The sequence below is a fragment of the Silanimonas algicola genome, from assembly GCF_054777375.1.
Window position 1 is genome coordinate 181,251 of the sequence record NZ_BAAHAS010000001.1, and the last position, 13,476, is coordinate 194,726.

Sequence of the window (13,476 nt, forward strand, 5' to 3'; positions counted from 1 at the left end):
ACCCGATGCCGGGGCATCAGCTTATCGACACCACCAGACCACGCAACTGGTCGGGGCAGAGGGATTCGAACCCCCGACATCCAGCTCCCAAAGCTGGCGCTCTACCAGACTGAGCTATACCCCGGCTTTGAACCGGTCGGGCGAAGAACGACTGCCACGCGAATTGTGTTGGACCACTGGATCGACGCGATGCCGCGCCTCTCCTCCGAACAAAAAAGGTGCCGAAGCACCTTGTTTGATCGATGGCGCGCCCGGAAGGATTCGAACCTCCGACCCCCAAGTTCGTAGCCTGGTGCTCTATCCAACTGAGCTACGGGCGCGTAGAAATGAAATTATGCGGAGTGGACGCCGGGACGTCAAGCCCCCGATTCCACTTTCTTTATGCCATGTCCCGAAGCATCCGCGCGGTGCGCGGGACATCGTTTCAAACCCGTCAGACGAAGACGCCGCCCAGAGGCGGCATCGACGTGGCGGAGTGAGAGGGATTCGAACCCTCGATAGAGCTTTTGACCCTATACTCCCTTAGCAGGGGAGCCCCTTCGGCCTCTCGGGCATCACTCCGTCGACCCACCCCTCAGCGGAGCGGGCGCAAAGAGTAACGGCTCACGGCTCTCGCGGCAAATCTTCTTTACCGTTCGGCGGAAGCTTCCCCGCTTCATCACGCTGGATGCGCTGGAAAATCTCTTCGCGATGCACCGCGACTTCCTTCGGGGCGGTGATGCCGATGCGCACCTGGTTGCCTTTGACCCCGAGGACCGTCACGGTCACCGAGTCGCCGATCATCAGGGTTTCACCGACCCGCCTGGTCAAAATCAACATGAGCGTGTTCCTCGTCCGGGGTTCTTCCTACACCGGACCACGGCGGCATCCGAGCCCACCGCAGCCTGATCGGCTCTGCGCGGTAAGCCGCGCAGGACCATGATACTAGGCGTGGCGAACGGCAGGCGCAACGCGGAGCCACAGGGGAAAACAGCGACTGCCCCCGGCGATGTCATCAGGCGCCGAGCTTGGCGGACACCCACTCGGGGACGGCGGAAAGCGCCGCAATCAGGGCATCCCCGTCATTCCCCCCGCCCTGCGCCATATCGGGCCGACCACCGCCCTTGCCACCGATCTGCTTCGCCACGTGCGCCAGCAGATCCCCTGCCTTGACCTTGGCCAGCGCGGCACCATGGCTGCCAGCGATCAAGCTGGCCTTGCCCTCGCTTGCGGCGGCGAGGACGACGACGACGTCGCCGAGCTTTTGCTTCAGGTTGTCGACCGCATCGCGCAATCCTTTCGCGTCGAAACCTTCGAGGCGTGCAGCGACCACCTTGAGGCCGCCGACTTCGACGGCCTGCGAGGCAAGGTCGGCACTCGCACCGGCCGCGGCCTTGGCCTTGAACGACTCGATCTCGCGCTCGAGCTTCTTCTGGCGATCCAGCAGGCCGCGCAGCTTGTCGAGGAGGTCCGAAGCACGACCACCGACGAGGTCGGCGGCCTGTTCCAGCACCGCCTCCTGCGCGGCGACCTCGGCCAGCGCGCCGCGGCCGGTGACGGCCTCGATGCGGCGCACGCCGGCGGCGACGCCGCCTTCCGAAACGATCTTGAACAGGCCGATGTCGCCCGTGCGATGCACGTGCGTACCCCCGCAAAGCTCGGTGGAGAACTCGCCCATGCGCAGCACGCGCACGCGCTCGCCGTACTTTTCGCCGAACAGCGCCATGGCGCCGAAATCGAGGGCCTCCTGCATGCCCATGTGGTGCACTTCCGCTTCGGCGTTGCGGCGGATCTCCGCGTTCACCATCGATTCGATGGTGGCGAGCTGCTCCGGCGTGATCGCGGAGAAGTGCGAGAAATCGAAGCGCAGGCGATCCGGGGCCACGAGCGAGCCCTTCTGCGTGACGTGCTCGCCGAGCACGGTGCGCAGCGCAGCGTGCAGCAAGTGCGTGGCCGAGTGGTTCAGCACGACGTCCTGTCGGCGCTCTTCGTCGACGCGGGCCGACACGCGATCGCCGATGGCGAGGCCGCCGGCGCTGACGCGCCCAAGGTGCGCGTGGAACTGGCCGGCCAGCTTCAACGTGTCCTGCACCTCGAAGGCATCGCCCCGGGCGTCGATCAGCCGGCCGGTGTCACCGACCTGGCCGCCCGATTCGGCGTAGAAGCTCGTCTTGTCGAGCAGGACCACGCCCTCCTCGCCCGCGGCGAGTCGCTCCACCGGCTTGCCGTCGCGCAACAGCGCGACAATGCGGCAGTTCTCGGCTTCGACGGACTCGTAGCCAAGGAACTGCGTCGGGCTCAACTTCGCGATCAGCTCCGCCGGCATGACGATGCCGCCACCGAACTTGCCGGCGGCGCGGGCGCGTTCGCGCTGCTCGTTCATCCGCTGCTCGTACACTGCCATGGCGTCGGCTGCAGGCGAGAGGCTGCGCTCGCGCAGGATGTCGAGGATCAGGTCCGGCGGGCAGCCGTAGGTGTCATGCAACTGGAACAGCGACTCGCCATCGAGTACCGCGCCGGCCTTCGACAGCGTGGCGTCGAGGCGCTGCATGCCGGCGTCGAGCGTGGTTGCGAACGCGGCCTCCTCGGCCTTCAGCGCTGCCTCCACCGTGCCCTGCTGCGCCTTGAGCTCCGGGTAGGCCTCGCCCATGGCGTCGACCAGCGGCTGGACCATGCGCCAGAACACGCCCTCGGGCTTCAGCGCGCCGAGCTTCCATACGTGGCGGGTTGCGCGTCGGATGATGCGGCGGAGCACGTAGCCGCGACCCTCGTTCGACGGCAGCACGCCATCGACGATCAGGAAGCTGGCGGCGCGGATGTGGTCGGCGATGACGCGCAGTGACTTGTGCTCGAGATCCTTCGTGTCCGTCAGCACCGCGGCGGCCTTGATCAGATGCTGGAACAGATCGATCTCGTAGTTGCTGTGCACGTGCTGCAGCACGGCCGCGAGGCGCTCGAGGCCCATGCCGGTGTCGACGCAGGGCGCCGGCAGCGGCAGCAGGGTGCCGTCGGGCTGGCGGTCGAACTGCATGAAGACGTTGTTCCAGATCTCGATGAAACGGTCGCCGTCCTCGTCCGGCGAGCCCGGCGGGCCGCCGGCGATGTGGGCGCCGTGGTCGTAGAAGATCTCGGTGCAGGGGCCGCAGGGTCCGGTGTCGGCCATCTGCCAGAAGTTATCGGAGGCAAAGGGCGCGCCCTTGTTGTCGCCAATGCGGATGATGCGCTCCGGCGGCAGGCCGACCGTCTGGTTCCAGATGGCGAAGGCTTCGTCATCGGTGTGGTAGATCGTGACGAGCAGGCGCTCCTTCGGCAGCTTCCAGACCTCGGTCAGCAGCTCCCAGGCCCAGCAGATCGCGTCCTTCTTGAAGTAGTCACCGAAGCTGAAGTTGCCCAGCATCTCGAAGAAGGTGTGGTGGCGCGCGGTATAGCCGACCTGGTCGAGGTCGTTGTGCTTGCCGCCGGCGCGAACGCAGCGCTGCGACGAGACGGCACGCGTGTAGCTGCGCTTCTCGGCGCCGAGGAACACGTCCTTGAATTGCACCATGCCGGCGTTGGTGAACAGCAGGGTGGCGTCGTTGCCCGGAACGAGCGGGCTGGACGGGACGATCGTATGGCCCTTCGACTGGAAGAACTCGAGGAAGTCGCGGCGGATCTCGGCGCTGGTTTTCATGCGGAACCTGAAGGCGGGTCGGAGGGGCGCGGCCAGGGCCGCTTCATGCCGACATGGGAGACGGAAAGTCAGCCTTCAAGGGTAGCAGGGCGCGCCTAATCGTCGCTGGGAAGGAAATCGCCGGCGTCGAATCCGTCCTCGTCCGGACGGACGGCCAGCGCCGTCCGGGCCTGCTCCTGCGAGAACCCCCGCCGCAGCAGGAAGGCAATGGCCCGGTGGCGCTGCTTGAGGCCCTCCGGCCCCCGGGCCCGGCGCAGGGCGGGGCCAAAGCGCGCGGCCACGCGGCCGGCGACCTCAGCCCAATCGAGCCCGTCGCCCTCGGCCGCCTCGAAGGCGCCATCGATGTCGGCGCCGGGAACGCCATTCATCCGCAGCTCGGCGCGGATCCGGACCGGCCCCTGCCCCGCCAAGGCGCGGCTGCGCACCAACGCCTCGGCATAGCGGCGATCGTCCTGGAACCCCTGGCGCTGCAGGGTCTCCAGGGCGGAATCCAGCTCATCGGCCTCCACGCCCTTGCCCCTGAGCTTGCGCCTCAGCTCGGTGGCCGAATGTTCCCGACGGACCAGCAGGCCGAGGGCCCGCTGGTAGGCCGGCAGGGCGGGCCGCTCGCGCCGGCCGCGCTCCGGGGGCCCGCGACCGTCGTCGCCCGGGATGCTCACGCGTCGGCGAGGTCCTCGGCCTCTTCACCGCGGCTTTCCGCCGGGACATAGAGCTCGCGCAGCTTGGCTTCGAGCTCGGCGCACTGCTTCGGGTTGTCCTTCAGCCATGCGCGAGCGTTTTCCTTGCCTTGGCCGATGCGCTCGGTGCCATAGCTGTACCAAGCACCGGACTTCTCGACGAGCTTGGCGTCCACGCCCATGTCGATCAGCTCGCCCTCGCGACTGATGCCCTCGCCGTAGAGGATCTCCGTGACGATCTGCTTGAAGGGCGGCGCCAGCTTGTTCTTGACGACCTTGATCTTGGTCTGGTTGCCGATGATGTCGTCGCCTTTCTTGACCGCACCGATGCGGCGGATATCGAGGCGCACCGACGCGTAGAACTTCAGCGCATTGCCGCCCGTGGTGGTCTCGGGATTCTGGCCAGGCATCATCACGCCGATCTTCATGCGCAGCTGGTTGATGAAGATCACCATGGTGTTGCTGCGCTTGATGTTGCCCGTCAGCTTGCGCAGGGCTTGGCTCATCAGGCGGGCCTGCAGGCCAACCTGCATCTCGCCCATCTCGCCTTCGATTTCGGCCTTCGGCGTCAGCGCGGCGACCGAGTCGACCACGACCACGTCGACGGCATTGGAGCGCACCAGCATGTCCGCGATTTCCAGCGCCTGTTCGCCCGTGTCCGGCTGGCTGACCAGCAGGTCGTCGAGCTTCACGCCCAGCTTCTGGGCATAGATCGGGTCAAGGGCGTGCTCGGCATCGATGAAGGCCGCCGTGCCGCCGTTCTTCTGGCACTCGGCGATGACCTGCAACGTGAGCGTGGTCTTGCCCGAGGATTCCGGCCCGAAGATCTCGATGACGCGACCCTTCGGCAAACCGCCGATGCCCAGCGCGATGTCGAGCATCAGGGAGCCGGTACCGATCACCTCGGCGGCCTCGGCGTTCTTGTCGCCCATGCGCATCACCGTGCCCTTGCCGAACTGGCGTTCGATCTGGGTCAGGGCGGCCGTCAGGGCACGCTTCTTGTTCTCGTCCATCGCGGTCATCGTCGGGGTCTCGGGTCAGAGGGTGTGGAAAGGAGTCTGGAGGAAGCGTTTCGCACCGGCTGAGACAGCGGCGGAACGAAGGGTGACTCTGGAGCGCGCGGTGCTGCTGGAACAGCAGCAGTGACCGCGGGACCGGGTCGGAAAACGAGCGGGTTGGACGTCGTCCAACCTCACCGGGACGGCCTCAGCAGCCCGCAGAACAGGCCTTCGATGGCGAAGTCTTGGTCCTCGGCGACGGTGATCGGCGCATGCGCCGGATTGCGCGGCATCAGGCGCAGGCCCTCCCCACCGAAGTGCAGCACCTTGACCGTGATCTCGCCGTCCACCCGTGCGATCACGACCTGGCCGTGGCGGGCATCCGCCGTGCGGCGCACGCCGATCAGGTCACCGTCGAGGATGGCCTCGTCGCGCATCGAGTCGCCCTGCACGCGCAGCAGGTAGTCCGGCGTCGGGTGGAAGACGTGGCGGTCGAGCACAACGGTCGCATCGCTGCCGATGTCGGCCCCGATGGGCTGGCCCGCGGCGACGCGCCCGAGCACCGGCAGGCGGACGGCGTCGTCCTCGACCGCCGGAGCCAGGGACAAGGCGGCCTGGGCCTTGGCCGGTGCCTGCAGCACGCGCAGCCCGCGGGCCTTGCCGGGCAGGCGCTCGATGGCGCCAGCCGCTTCGAGGGCCTCGAGGTGGTACTGGGCGGCTCGGACGCTCTTGAAGCCGAAGGCGCGGGCGATCTCGGTCTGGGAGGGCGGCATGCCCTCCGACTCGATGCGCTCGGCGAGGAACTCGAGGATGGCGGTCTGGACGTCGGTCAGCGGCATGTGGGTAGTAATACTACTAACCCGATCCCGCCACAAGCCCCCCCCCCCGCCAGAGTCGCCGATCCGGTCAGCCGGTGGTGAGGGCGAGCAAGCCCTTCAAGGCCGCCGCGATGGTCTGCCGCCGCACCGCCTCGCGGTCCCCGACGAAATGGAAGACCTCGGCCTTGGGGTAGCCGCCGCGGCGCTTCCAGCCGATCCAGACCGTCCCTACCGGTTTGTCGGCCGTGCCGCCACCCGGGCCGGCGATGCCCGTCACCGCGACGGCCACGGACGCCGCCGAATGCACCAACGCACCCGACACCATCTCGATCACCGTCTCGCGGCTGACCGCGCCCTCGCGCTCCAGGGTCTGCGGACGGACGCCGAGCATGGCCTGCTTGGCCTCGTAGCTGTACGCAACCATGCCGCAGTCGAACCACGCCGAGCTGCCGGCGAGGTCGGTGAGGGTCTTGGCGATCCAGCCGCCGGTGCAGCTCTCGGCGGTGCTGACGAACAGGCGCCGGGCGATGAGCGCGTCGGCCAACTGGCGGGCCAGCGCGCCGAGCTCGGCGTCGGTGGGGAGGTGGGGCGTGTCCATCCCGCTAGACTAGCCGGCCCTTGCCCGAGCGGTCAGCCCGCGCATTCGAGAATGGCCAGCGACGCCCCGCAGCACACCCCGCTGATGAAGCAGTTCTTCGCCGCCAAGGCGGAGCATCCGGACCTGCTGCTGTTCTTCCGCATGGGCGACTTCTACGAGCTGTTCTACGACGACGCCCGCAAGGCGGCGCGGCTGCTGGACATCACGCTGACGCAGCGCGGCCAGTCCGGCGGCCAGCCGATTCCCATGGCCGGCGTTCCGGTGCACGCCTACGAAGGTTACCTCGCCCGCCTCGTGGCCTTGGGCGAATCCGTGGCGGTGTGCGAGCAGATCGGCGACCCGGCGCTGGCCAAGGGCCTCGTCGAGCGCAAGGTCGTCCGCATCGTCACCCCGGGCACGGTGACCGACGAAGCCCTGCTGCAGGAACGCCGCGACACGCTGCTGATGGCGGTAGTGCGCGGCAAGGTCGGGTACGGCCTCGCCTGGGCCGACCTCGCCGGCGGCCGCTTCCTCGCCAACGAGGTCGCCGACGAGGACGCGCTGGCCGCCGAACTGGCCCGCCTCGAGCCGGCCGAGGTCCTCGTGCCCGACGAGGACGGCTGGCCGGCCGCCGTCACCCAGCGGCAAGGCGCCCGTCGCCGCGCGCCCTGGCTGTTCGACGCCGACAGCGCCCGCCGCGCCCTGCTGCGTTTCTTCCACCTCCACGACCTTTCGCCCTTCGGGCTCGAAGGCAAAGCGCTGGCGACGGCTGCCGCAGGCGCCCTGCTCGGCTACGTCGAGGAGACGCAAAAGCAACAGCTGCCGCACCTCACCGCCATCGCGGTCGAGGCGGCGGACGAGGCGATCGCGCTGAACGCGGCGACGCGCCGGCATCTGGAGATCGATACCCGCGTCGACGGCAACACCGCGCACACCCTGTTGGGCGTGGTGGACAGCACGATCACGCCGATGGGCGGCCGCCTGCTGCGCCGCTGGCTGCACCGGCCACTGCGCACGCAGGCCGTGGTCGCCGAACGCCACCATGCGGTGCGCCACCTCCTGGAGTCCCGCGCCTTCGAGGGCCTGCGCGAAGCGCTGCGCCGCGTCGGCGACCTCGAACGCATCCTGTCGCGCGTGGCCTTGCGCTCGGCGCGCCCGCGTGATTTGTCCACCCTGCGCGATGGCGTCGCACTCTTCCCTGCCCTGCGCGACGCGCTGGCGCCGCTCGATTCGCCGCGCCTCGCCGCCCTGCTCGCCCGGCTCGGCGAGCACGCCGAGACTTCGGACTGGCTGCAGAAGGCCATCGCGCCGCAGCCGCCACTGAAGCTGGTGGACGGCGGCGTCATCGCCGAGGGCTTCGACGCCGAGCTCGATGAATTGCGCGTGCTCTCGACCAATGCGGACCAATTCCTGCTGGATCTGGAGGCCCGCGAGCGCGCCGCCACCGGCATCGCGACGCTGAAGGTCGGCTACAACCGCGTCCACGGCTTCTACATCGAGATCAGCAAGGGCCAGGCCGACAAGGCGCCGCTGCACTACAGCCGGCGACAGACGCTCACCGGCGCGGAGCGGTACATCACCGACGAGCTGAAGCAGTTCGAGGACAAGGTGCTCTCGGCGCGCGACCGCGCGCTCTCGCGCGAGAAGCAGCTCTGGGAAGACCTGCTCGACGGCCTCAACGCCGTGCTGAACCCGCTGAAGGCCGCCGCCGAGGCGGTGGCCGAGATCGACGTGCTGGCGGCCTTCGCCGAGCGCGCGCTGGCGCTGGACTGGGTCGAACCGCAGCTCGTCGCCGAACCCGGCCTCCACATCGAACGCGGCCGCCACCCGGTGGTGGAAGCGGTGCGCGAGGCGCCGTTCGAACCGAACGACCTCGTGCTGTCGCCCGAGCGACGGATGCTCGTGATCACCGGCCCGAACATGGGCGGCAAGAGCACCTACATGCGCCAGGCCGCGCTGATCGCGCTGCTGGCCTATGCCGGCAGCTTCGTGCCGGCCTCGCGCTGCGTGCTCGGGCCCATCGACCGCATCCTGACGCGCATCGGCGCCGGCGACGACCTCGCCAAGGGCCAGTCGACCTTCATGGTCGAGATGAGCGAGACGGCCTACATCCTCCACCACGCCACGGCGCACTCGCTGGTGCTGATGGACGAGATCGGCCGCGGCACCTCGACCTACGACGGCCTCGCGCTGGCGCAGGCCTGCGCGCTGCATCTTGCGAACGTGAATCGCGGCTTCGTGCTGTTCGCCACGCACTACTTCGAGTTGACGGCGCTGGCCGGCGACGGCAGCAACGGCATCGCCAACGTGCACCTCGACGCCGTCGAGCACGGCGAGACGCTGGTCTTCATGCACGCGGTGAAAGACGGCCCGGCGAACCGCAGCTTCGGCCTGCAGGTGGCGGCCCTCGCCGGCTTGCCTCGCGCGGTGCTGGGGGAAGCGCGGCGCACGCTTGCGGAACTGGAGCAGCGCAGCCGCGACATGCCGGCCACCGCGACATCGCCGGCCGCCATCGAACAGCCGGCACAGATGGCCTTGTTCCGCAGCCCGCCGCCGGCGCTCGATGCGCTGGCCGCCGTCGATCCGGACGAACTCACGCCGAAGCAGGCGCTGGAAGCACTCTACCGTCTGAAGGCGATGCTGTAGCGCTAGAGCGCGTCGAGATCGCCCAAGGCTTGAATGAGCCTGCGCTGGCGCTTGTTGGGTCGCGTCTCGGGCGGCTGGTAACCCTGTGCCTCGAAGCGCCGCTTCTCGCGTTCGGCCAAGCGCGCGGCCACGGACGCTTCCGATTCGACGTAAAGCTGTTGCGCGACGCTGGCCGGGCCGCGCTGGTCGGCAACGCCGCGGACTTCGACTTCGTAACGCTCACCGGCCCGCTCGATCGCGAGCACGAGCCCCGCGCGCACCGTGCGACTCGGCTTCAGGGTCTGGCCGTCGATTCGCACCTGCCCGAGCTCGATGGCCTTTTTCGCCAGGGCACGGGTCTTGAAGAAGCGGGCGGCCCAGAGCCACAGATCGAGGCGGACGCCCCCCTCGCCTTCCGAAGGAATCGAGGCATTCGACGGCGAGGAACTCATGCAGCAGTACCAGTAACGGGTTTGGCGACCTGAAACACGAACGGCCGCTCGAGGCGGCCGTCCATGGGTGCCGCTGGCGCAGCAGGATTACTGGGCCGACTTGCGGGCTGCCAGATCTTCCTTGATGCGGGCCTTCTTGCCCTCGAGATCGCGCAGGTAGTACAGCTTGCCGGCGCGGACCTTGCCGTGGCGCTTGACTTCGACCGAGTCGATGACCGGGCTGTGGGCCTGGAACACGCGCTCGACGCCGAAGCCGTGCGAGATCTTGCGGACGGTGAACGATGAGTTCAGGCCGCCGTTCTTCTTGGCGATGACGACGCCTTCGAAGGCTTGCACGCGCTCGCGGTTGCCTTCCTTCACCTTGACGTTGACGATCACCGTGTCACCGGGGCTGAACTCCGGCAGCTGGCGCTGGATCTGCTCGGCCTCGAACTGGGCGACGATCGACTTGTTGAGCTGGCTCATGGCTTTAAACCTGTGTAGTTCTTCTAGATGCCGCGCCACGCAGGCTCGAGGCCCGGGCGAGTCGGCAAGTATACCCCCGTCTTGACAGCCGGCGCTAGGGGCTGTCGGGGCTCGAAACTTGACGGGCGATGAATTCGGCCAGCAGGGCCCGGTCCTGGCGGCTCAGGTCCATCCGGGCCAGCAGGTCCGGCCGGCGCAACCAGGTGCGGCCGAGCGACTGCTGCCGGCGCCAGCGGGCGATCTTCGCGTGGTCGCCGGAAAGGAGCACTTCGGGCACCCCGTCGGTTCCCATCGATTCCGAACGGGTGTAGTGCGGACAATCGAGCAGGCCGTCCTCGAAACTGTCCTGCACCGACGAGGCCGCATCGTTCAGGGCGCCGTCGAGCAGGCGGCCCACGGCATCGATGACCACTGCTGCGCCGAGCTCACCGCCGGACAGCACGTAGTCGCCGATCGACAGCTCCTCGTCGACATGGGCATCCAGGAACCGTTCGTCCACGCCCTCGTACCGGCCACAGAGCAGCACGAAACCGGGCGTGGCGGCGAGCGCGCGCGCCTTGGCCTGCGTGAATCGAGGGCCCTGGGGCGAAAGGTAGATCATGGGGCCGGCGGCGCCGTCGGCACGCGCCGCGGCCAGGCAGGCCTCCAGCGGCTCGGGCAGCATCAGCATGCCCGGCCCGCCACCGAAAGGACGCTCGTCGACACGCCGGTAATTGCCGGTGGCGTAGTCGCGCGGGTTCCATCCCTTCACCGCGAGGAGGCCGCGTTCAGTGGCCCGCCCCACCACGCCGAGCCCCGCCGACTGGGCGATGAACTCGGGGAACAAGGTGAGGACGTCGATGCGCATGGGTGCGCGGGTCAGAACTCGGGGTCCCAGTCGACGACCATGCGGCCGCCGTCGAGGTCGACCTCGCGCACCACGTCCGGAGTGTACGGCAGGTAGCGCTCGCGCTCGCCCCTGATGGCGATGACGTCGTTCGCACCATTGTTGAACAGATGGGAGATCATGCCGAGTTCGACACCGTCGACCGTCGCGACCTTCAGGCCCTCGAGATCAACCCAGTAGTACTCGCCCGGCTTCGAGGGCGGCAACTGCGATCGCAGTACCCAGATCTCGGCGCCCACGAGGGCCTCGGCATCGTCACGGGATTCCACGTCCGGAAACCGGGCGGTGACCGAGCCGTTGGGATTCAGCTTCCCCTTCGCACCGGACACAGGGGTTTCCTCGCCGCGATGGACGAGAAGCCAGGGCTTGTAGCGGAACAGCGCGTCGCGGGGGCTCGTCCAGGACTCGAGCTTCAGCTCACCCCGAACGCCGAACGCGCCGATCACCCTGCCCAACAGGATGCGGCGCTCGGTGCTCATGGCATGTCTCGTGCGCCAGCGGGCGGGCCGTGGCGCAACGGGATCAGGCGGCCTTGGCCGCTTCCTTGACCAGCAGCGCGACCTTGTCGGTCATCTGCGCGCCGTGCGACACCCAATGCTTGACGCGATCGGCGTCGATCTCGACGCGCTTCTCGGCGCCACGGGCGACCGGGTTGTAGTAGCCGACGCGCTCGATGTTGCGGCCATCGCGGGCGTTGCGGCCGTCGGTGACGACGACGTGGTAGAAGGGGGCCTTCTTGGCGCCACCGCGAGCCAGGCGGATCTTGACCATTGCTGTTTGCTCTGTAGTTCTTGGGGTCATACCTGCCCGTTCAGGGGCAGGGAATTGGAAAGTCTAGCGGGGCCGGCCCCAAAAGGCAAAGCCAAGAGGACAGCGCCGGGGCAGGACCGGGGTGCCGTTCAGGCTCACCGGGCTCCGGCTCAGCGGGGGAAGCCGCCGCCCGGGAAACCGCGGCCGCCCATCATCCCCTGCATGCCGCGCAGCATGCCCTTCATGCCGCCCTTGGACAGCTTGGACATCATCTTCTCCATTTGCTGCCACTGCTTGTAGACCTGGTTCACCTGGGCCGGGCTGGTGCCGGAGCCCTTGGCGATGCGGGCCTTGCGGGAGCCGTTCAGCAGGTCGGGATTGCGGCGCTCCTTCGGGGTCATGGAATTGATGATCGCGATCATCCGCGGCACTTCCTTGCCGGTGACCTGCGCCTTCACGCTGTCGGGGATCTGGCCCATGCCGGGCAGCTTGTCCATCAGCCCGGTGAGCCCCCCCATGCTCTGCATCTGCAGCATCTGGTCGCGCAGGTCATTCAGGTCGAAGCGCTTGCCCTTGGCGACCTTCTCAGCGAGTTTCTGGGCCTTATCCCGATCAACACTCCGCTCGACCTCCTCGACCAGCGACAGCACGTCGCCCATGTCGAGGATGCGGCTGGCGGCGCGATCCGGATGGAAGACGTCGAGGCCGTCGGGCTTCTCGCCCACGCCCACGAACTTGATCGGCTTGCCGGTGATGTAGCGCACGGACAAAGCCGCACCACCGCGGGCGTCGCCGTCGGTCTTGGTGAGGACGACGCCGGTGAGCGGGAGTGCCTCGGCGAAGGCCTTGGCGGTGTTGGCGGCGTCCTGGCCGGTCATCGCATCGACGACGAACAGCGTCTCGACCGGATCGACCGCGCCATGCAGCGCCTTGATCTCCGCCATCATCTCCGCATCGATGGCAAGGCGACCGGCGGTGTCGACGATCAGCACGTCGACCACGTTGCGCCTGGCGGCGTCGATGGCGGCGCGGGCGATATCCACCGGCTTCTGGCCGGTTTCGGACGGGTGGAACAGCGCGCCGACCTGGCCGGCCAGCGTCTGCAACTGCGCGATGGCCGCCGGACGGTAGACGTCGCAGCTGACCACCATCACCTTCTTCTTGCGGCGCTCCTTCAGGTGCTTGGCGAGCTTGCCGACCGTGGTGGTCTTTCCCGCACCCTGCAGGCCCGCCATCAGGATCACCGCCGGCGGCTGCTGGGCCAGCGAGAGCTCGGCGCCCTGCCCGCCCATCACCAGCGTCATCTCGTCGCGGACGACCTTGATCAGCGCCTGGCCCGGCGTCAGTGACTGGAGCACCTCCTGACCCACCGCGCGCACCTTGATGCGCTCGATCAGTGCCTGAACCACCGGCAGGGCGACGTCGGCCTCGAGCAGGGCGATGCGGACCTCGCGCAGGCTCTCACGGATGTTCTCCTCGCTCAGGCGACCGCGCCCGCGGAGGCGCTGGAGGGTGCCGGACAGTCGCTGGGTCAGGGATTCGAACATGGCGGAAAGCGCTGCAGGGACGCGGGAAAGCG

13 protein-coding genes and 3 tRNA genes are annotated in these 13,476 nt (G+C 68.2%); 1 reads left to right on the forward strand and 15 read right to left on the reverse strand.

The window, feature by feature from the left end; all coding sequences use genetic code 11:
• Window positions 1–47 precede the first annotated feature (47 nt).
• The 9 genes from ACYVAK_RS00930 to ACYVAK_RS00970 all read right to left on the reverse strand — a co-directional run bounded on the left by ACYVAK_RS00930 (window position 48) and on the right by ACYVAK_RS00970 (window position 6,740).
• A tRNA-Pro gene (locus ACYVAK_RS00930) sits at window positions 48–124 on the reverse strand.
• Between the two features lie 119 nt (window positions 125–243).
• A tRNA-Arg gene (locus ACYVAK_RS00935) sits at window positions 244–320 on the reverse strand.
• A 148-nt stretch (window positions 321–468) separates the two neighbouring features.
• A tRNA-Ser gene (locus ACYVAK_RS00940) sits at window positions 469–561 on the reverse strand.
• A 42-nt stretch (window positions 562–603) separates the two neighbouring features.
• On the reverse strand, window positions 604–819 hold the full coding sequence (gene csrA / locus ACYVAK_RS00945; protein ID WP_461057072.1) for a carbon storage regulator CsrA: 216 nt from the start codon (window positions 817–819) through the stop codon (window positions 604–606).
• A gap of 175 nt (window positions 820–994) precedes the next feature.
• Window positions 995–3,649, reverse strand: coding sequence for an alanine--tRNA ligase (gene alaS / locus ACYVAK_RS00950; protein WP_461057074.1), 2,655 nt, complete (start codon window positions 3,647–3,649; stop codon window positions 995–997).
• 95 nt (window positions 3,650–3,744) lie between these two features.
• Window positions 3,745–4,308, reverse strand: a complete 564-nt coding sequence (locus ACYVAK_RS00955; protein WP_461057076.1) for a regulatory protein RecX — start codon at window positions 4,306–4,308, stop codon at window positions 3,745–3,747.
• Window positions 4,305–5,339 (reverse strand): recombinase RecA, encoded by a 1,035-nt coding sequence (gene recA / locus ACYVAK_RS00960; RefSeq protein WP_461058594.1) that lies wholly within the window; start codon window positions 5,337–5,339, stop codon window positions 4,305–4,307. The genes ACYVAK_RS00955 and recA overlap by 4 nt, the downstream gene beginning before the upstream one ends.
• Window positions 5,340–5,518: 179 nt before the next feature.
• The gene (lexA, locus tag ACYVAK_RS00965) at window positions 5,519–6,163 is read right to left on the reverse strand and encodes a transcriptional repressor LexA (protein WP_461057078.1); all 645 of its coding nucleotides are present in this window, start codon (window positions 6,161–6,163) and stop codon (window positions 5,519–5,521) included.
• 67 nt (window positions 6,164–6,230) lie between these two features.
• Window positions 6,231–6,740: a CinA family protein gene (locus ACYVAK_RS00970; protein ID WP_461057080.1), complete on the reverse strand. Its 510-nt coding sequence runs from the start codon at window positions 6,738–6,740 to the stop codon at window positions 6,231–6,233.
• Between the two features lie 51 nt (window positions 6,741–6,791).
• Here ACYVAK_RS00970 and mutS point away from each other — a divergent pair, with 51 nt between their 5' ends.
• On the forward strand, window positions 6,792–9,365 hold the full coding sequence (gene mutS / locus ACYVAK_RS00975; RefSeq protein ID WP_461057082.1) for a DNA mismatch repair protein MutS: 2,574 nt from the start codon (window positions 6,792–6,794) through the stop codon (window positions 9,363–9,365).
• Window positions 9,366–9,367: 2 nt separating this feature from the next.
• Here mutS and ACYVAK_RS00980 read toward each other — a convergent pair whose 3' ends face one another.
• The 6 genes from ACYVAK_RS00980 to ffh all read right to left on the reverse strand — a co-directional run bounded on the left by ACYVAK_RS00980 (window position 9,368) and on the right by ffh (window position 13,444).
• Window positions 9,368–9,796, reverse strand: a complete 429-nt coding sequence (locus ACYVAK_RS00980; RefSeq protein ID WP_461057084.1) for an RNA-binding S4 domain-containing protein — start codon at window positions 9,794–9,796, stop codon at window positions 9,368–9,370.
• 87 nt (window positions 9,797–9,883) lie between these two features.
• The gene (gene rplS, locus ACYVAK_RS00985) at window positions 9,884–10,261 is read right to left on the reverse strand and encodes a 50S ribosomal protein L19 (RefSeq protein WP_461057086.1); all 378 of its coding nucleotides are present in this window, start codon (window positions 10,259–10,261) and stop codon (window positions 9,884–9,886) included.
• 94 nt (window positions 10,262–10,355) lie between these two features.
• A complete protein-coding gene (gene trmD / locus ACYVAK_RS00990) occupies window positions 10,356–11,108 on the reverse strand; it encodes a tRNA (guanosine(37)-N1)-methyltransferase TrmD (RefSeq protein ID WP_461057088.1) in 753 nt (250 codons plus the stop codon).
• A gap of 11 nt (window positions 11,109–11,119) precedes the next feature.
• Window positions 11,120–11,626, reverse strand: coding sequence for a ribosome maturation factor RimM (gene rimM, locus ACYVAK_RS00995; RefSeq protein WP_461057090.1), 507 nt, complete (start codon window positions 11,624–11,626; stop codon window positions 11,120–11,122).
• Window positions 11,627–11,669: 43 nt separating this feature from the next.
• Window positions 11,670–11,918: a 30S ribosomal protein S16 gene (gene rpsP / locus ACYVAK_RS01000; RefSeq protein ID WP_297864893.1), complete on the reverse strand. Its 249-nt coding sequence runs from the start codon at window positions 11,916–11,918 to the stop codon at window positions 11,670–11,672.
• A gap of 149 nt (window positions 11,919–12,067) precedes the next feature.
• Window positions 12,068–13,444, reverse strand: coding sequence for a signal recognition particle protein (gene ffh / locus ACYVAK_RS01005; RefSeq protein ID WP_461057092.1), 1,377 nt, complete (start codon window positions 13,442–13,444; stop codon window positions 12,068–12,070).
• Between the last annotated feature and the right edge of the window lie 32 nt (window positions 13,445–13,476).

Coding starts and splice junctions, on each gene's coding strand:
- rimM (WP_461057090.1), bottom strand. CDS start 11,626: ATGAGCACCGAGCGCCGCATCCTGTTGGGCAGGGTGATCGGCGCGTTC.
- mutS (WP_461057082.1), top strand. CDS start 6,792: ATGGCCAGCGACGCCCCGCAGCACACCCCGCTGATGAAGCAGTTCTTC.
- rplS (WP_461057086.1), bottom strand. CDS start 10,261: ATGAGCCAGCTCAACAAGTCGATCGTCGCCCAGTTCGAGGCCGAGCAG.
- rpsP (WP_297864893.1), bottom strand. CDS start 11,918: ATGGTCAAGATCCGCCTGGCTCGCGGTGGCGCCAAGAAGGCCCCCTTC.
- ACYVAK_RS00980 (WP_461057084.1), bottom strand. CDS start 9,796: ATGAGTTCCTCGCCGTCGAATGCCTCGATTCCTTCGGAAGGCGAGGGG.
- trmD (WP_461057088.1), bottom strand. CDS start 11,108: ATGCGCATCGACGTCCTCACCTTGTTCCCCGAGTTCATCGCCCAGTCG.
- ACYVAK_RS00970 (WP_461057080.1), bottom strand. CDS start 6,740: ATGGACACGCCCCACCTCCCCACCGACGCCGAGCTCGGCGCGCTGGCC.
- csrA (WP_461057072.1), bottom strand. CDS start 819: ATGTTGATTTTGACCAGGCGGGTCGGTGAAACCCTGATGATCGGCGAC.
- alaS (WP_461057074.1), bottom strand. CDS start 3,649: ATGAAAACCAGCGCCGAGATCCGCCGCGACTTCCTCGAGTTCTTCCAG.
- lexA (WP_461057078.1), bottom strand. CDS start 6,163: ATGCCGCTGACCGACGTCCAGACCGCCATCCTCGAGTTCCTCGCCGAG.
- recA (WP_461058594.1), bottom strand. CDS start 5,339: ATGGACGAGAACAAGAAGCGTGCCCTGACGGCCGCCCTGACCCAGATC.
- ffh (WP_461057092.1), bottom strand. CDS start 13,444: ATGTTCGAATCCCTGACCCAGCGACTGTCCGGCACCCTCCAGCGCCTC.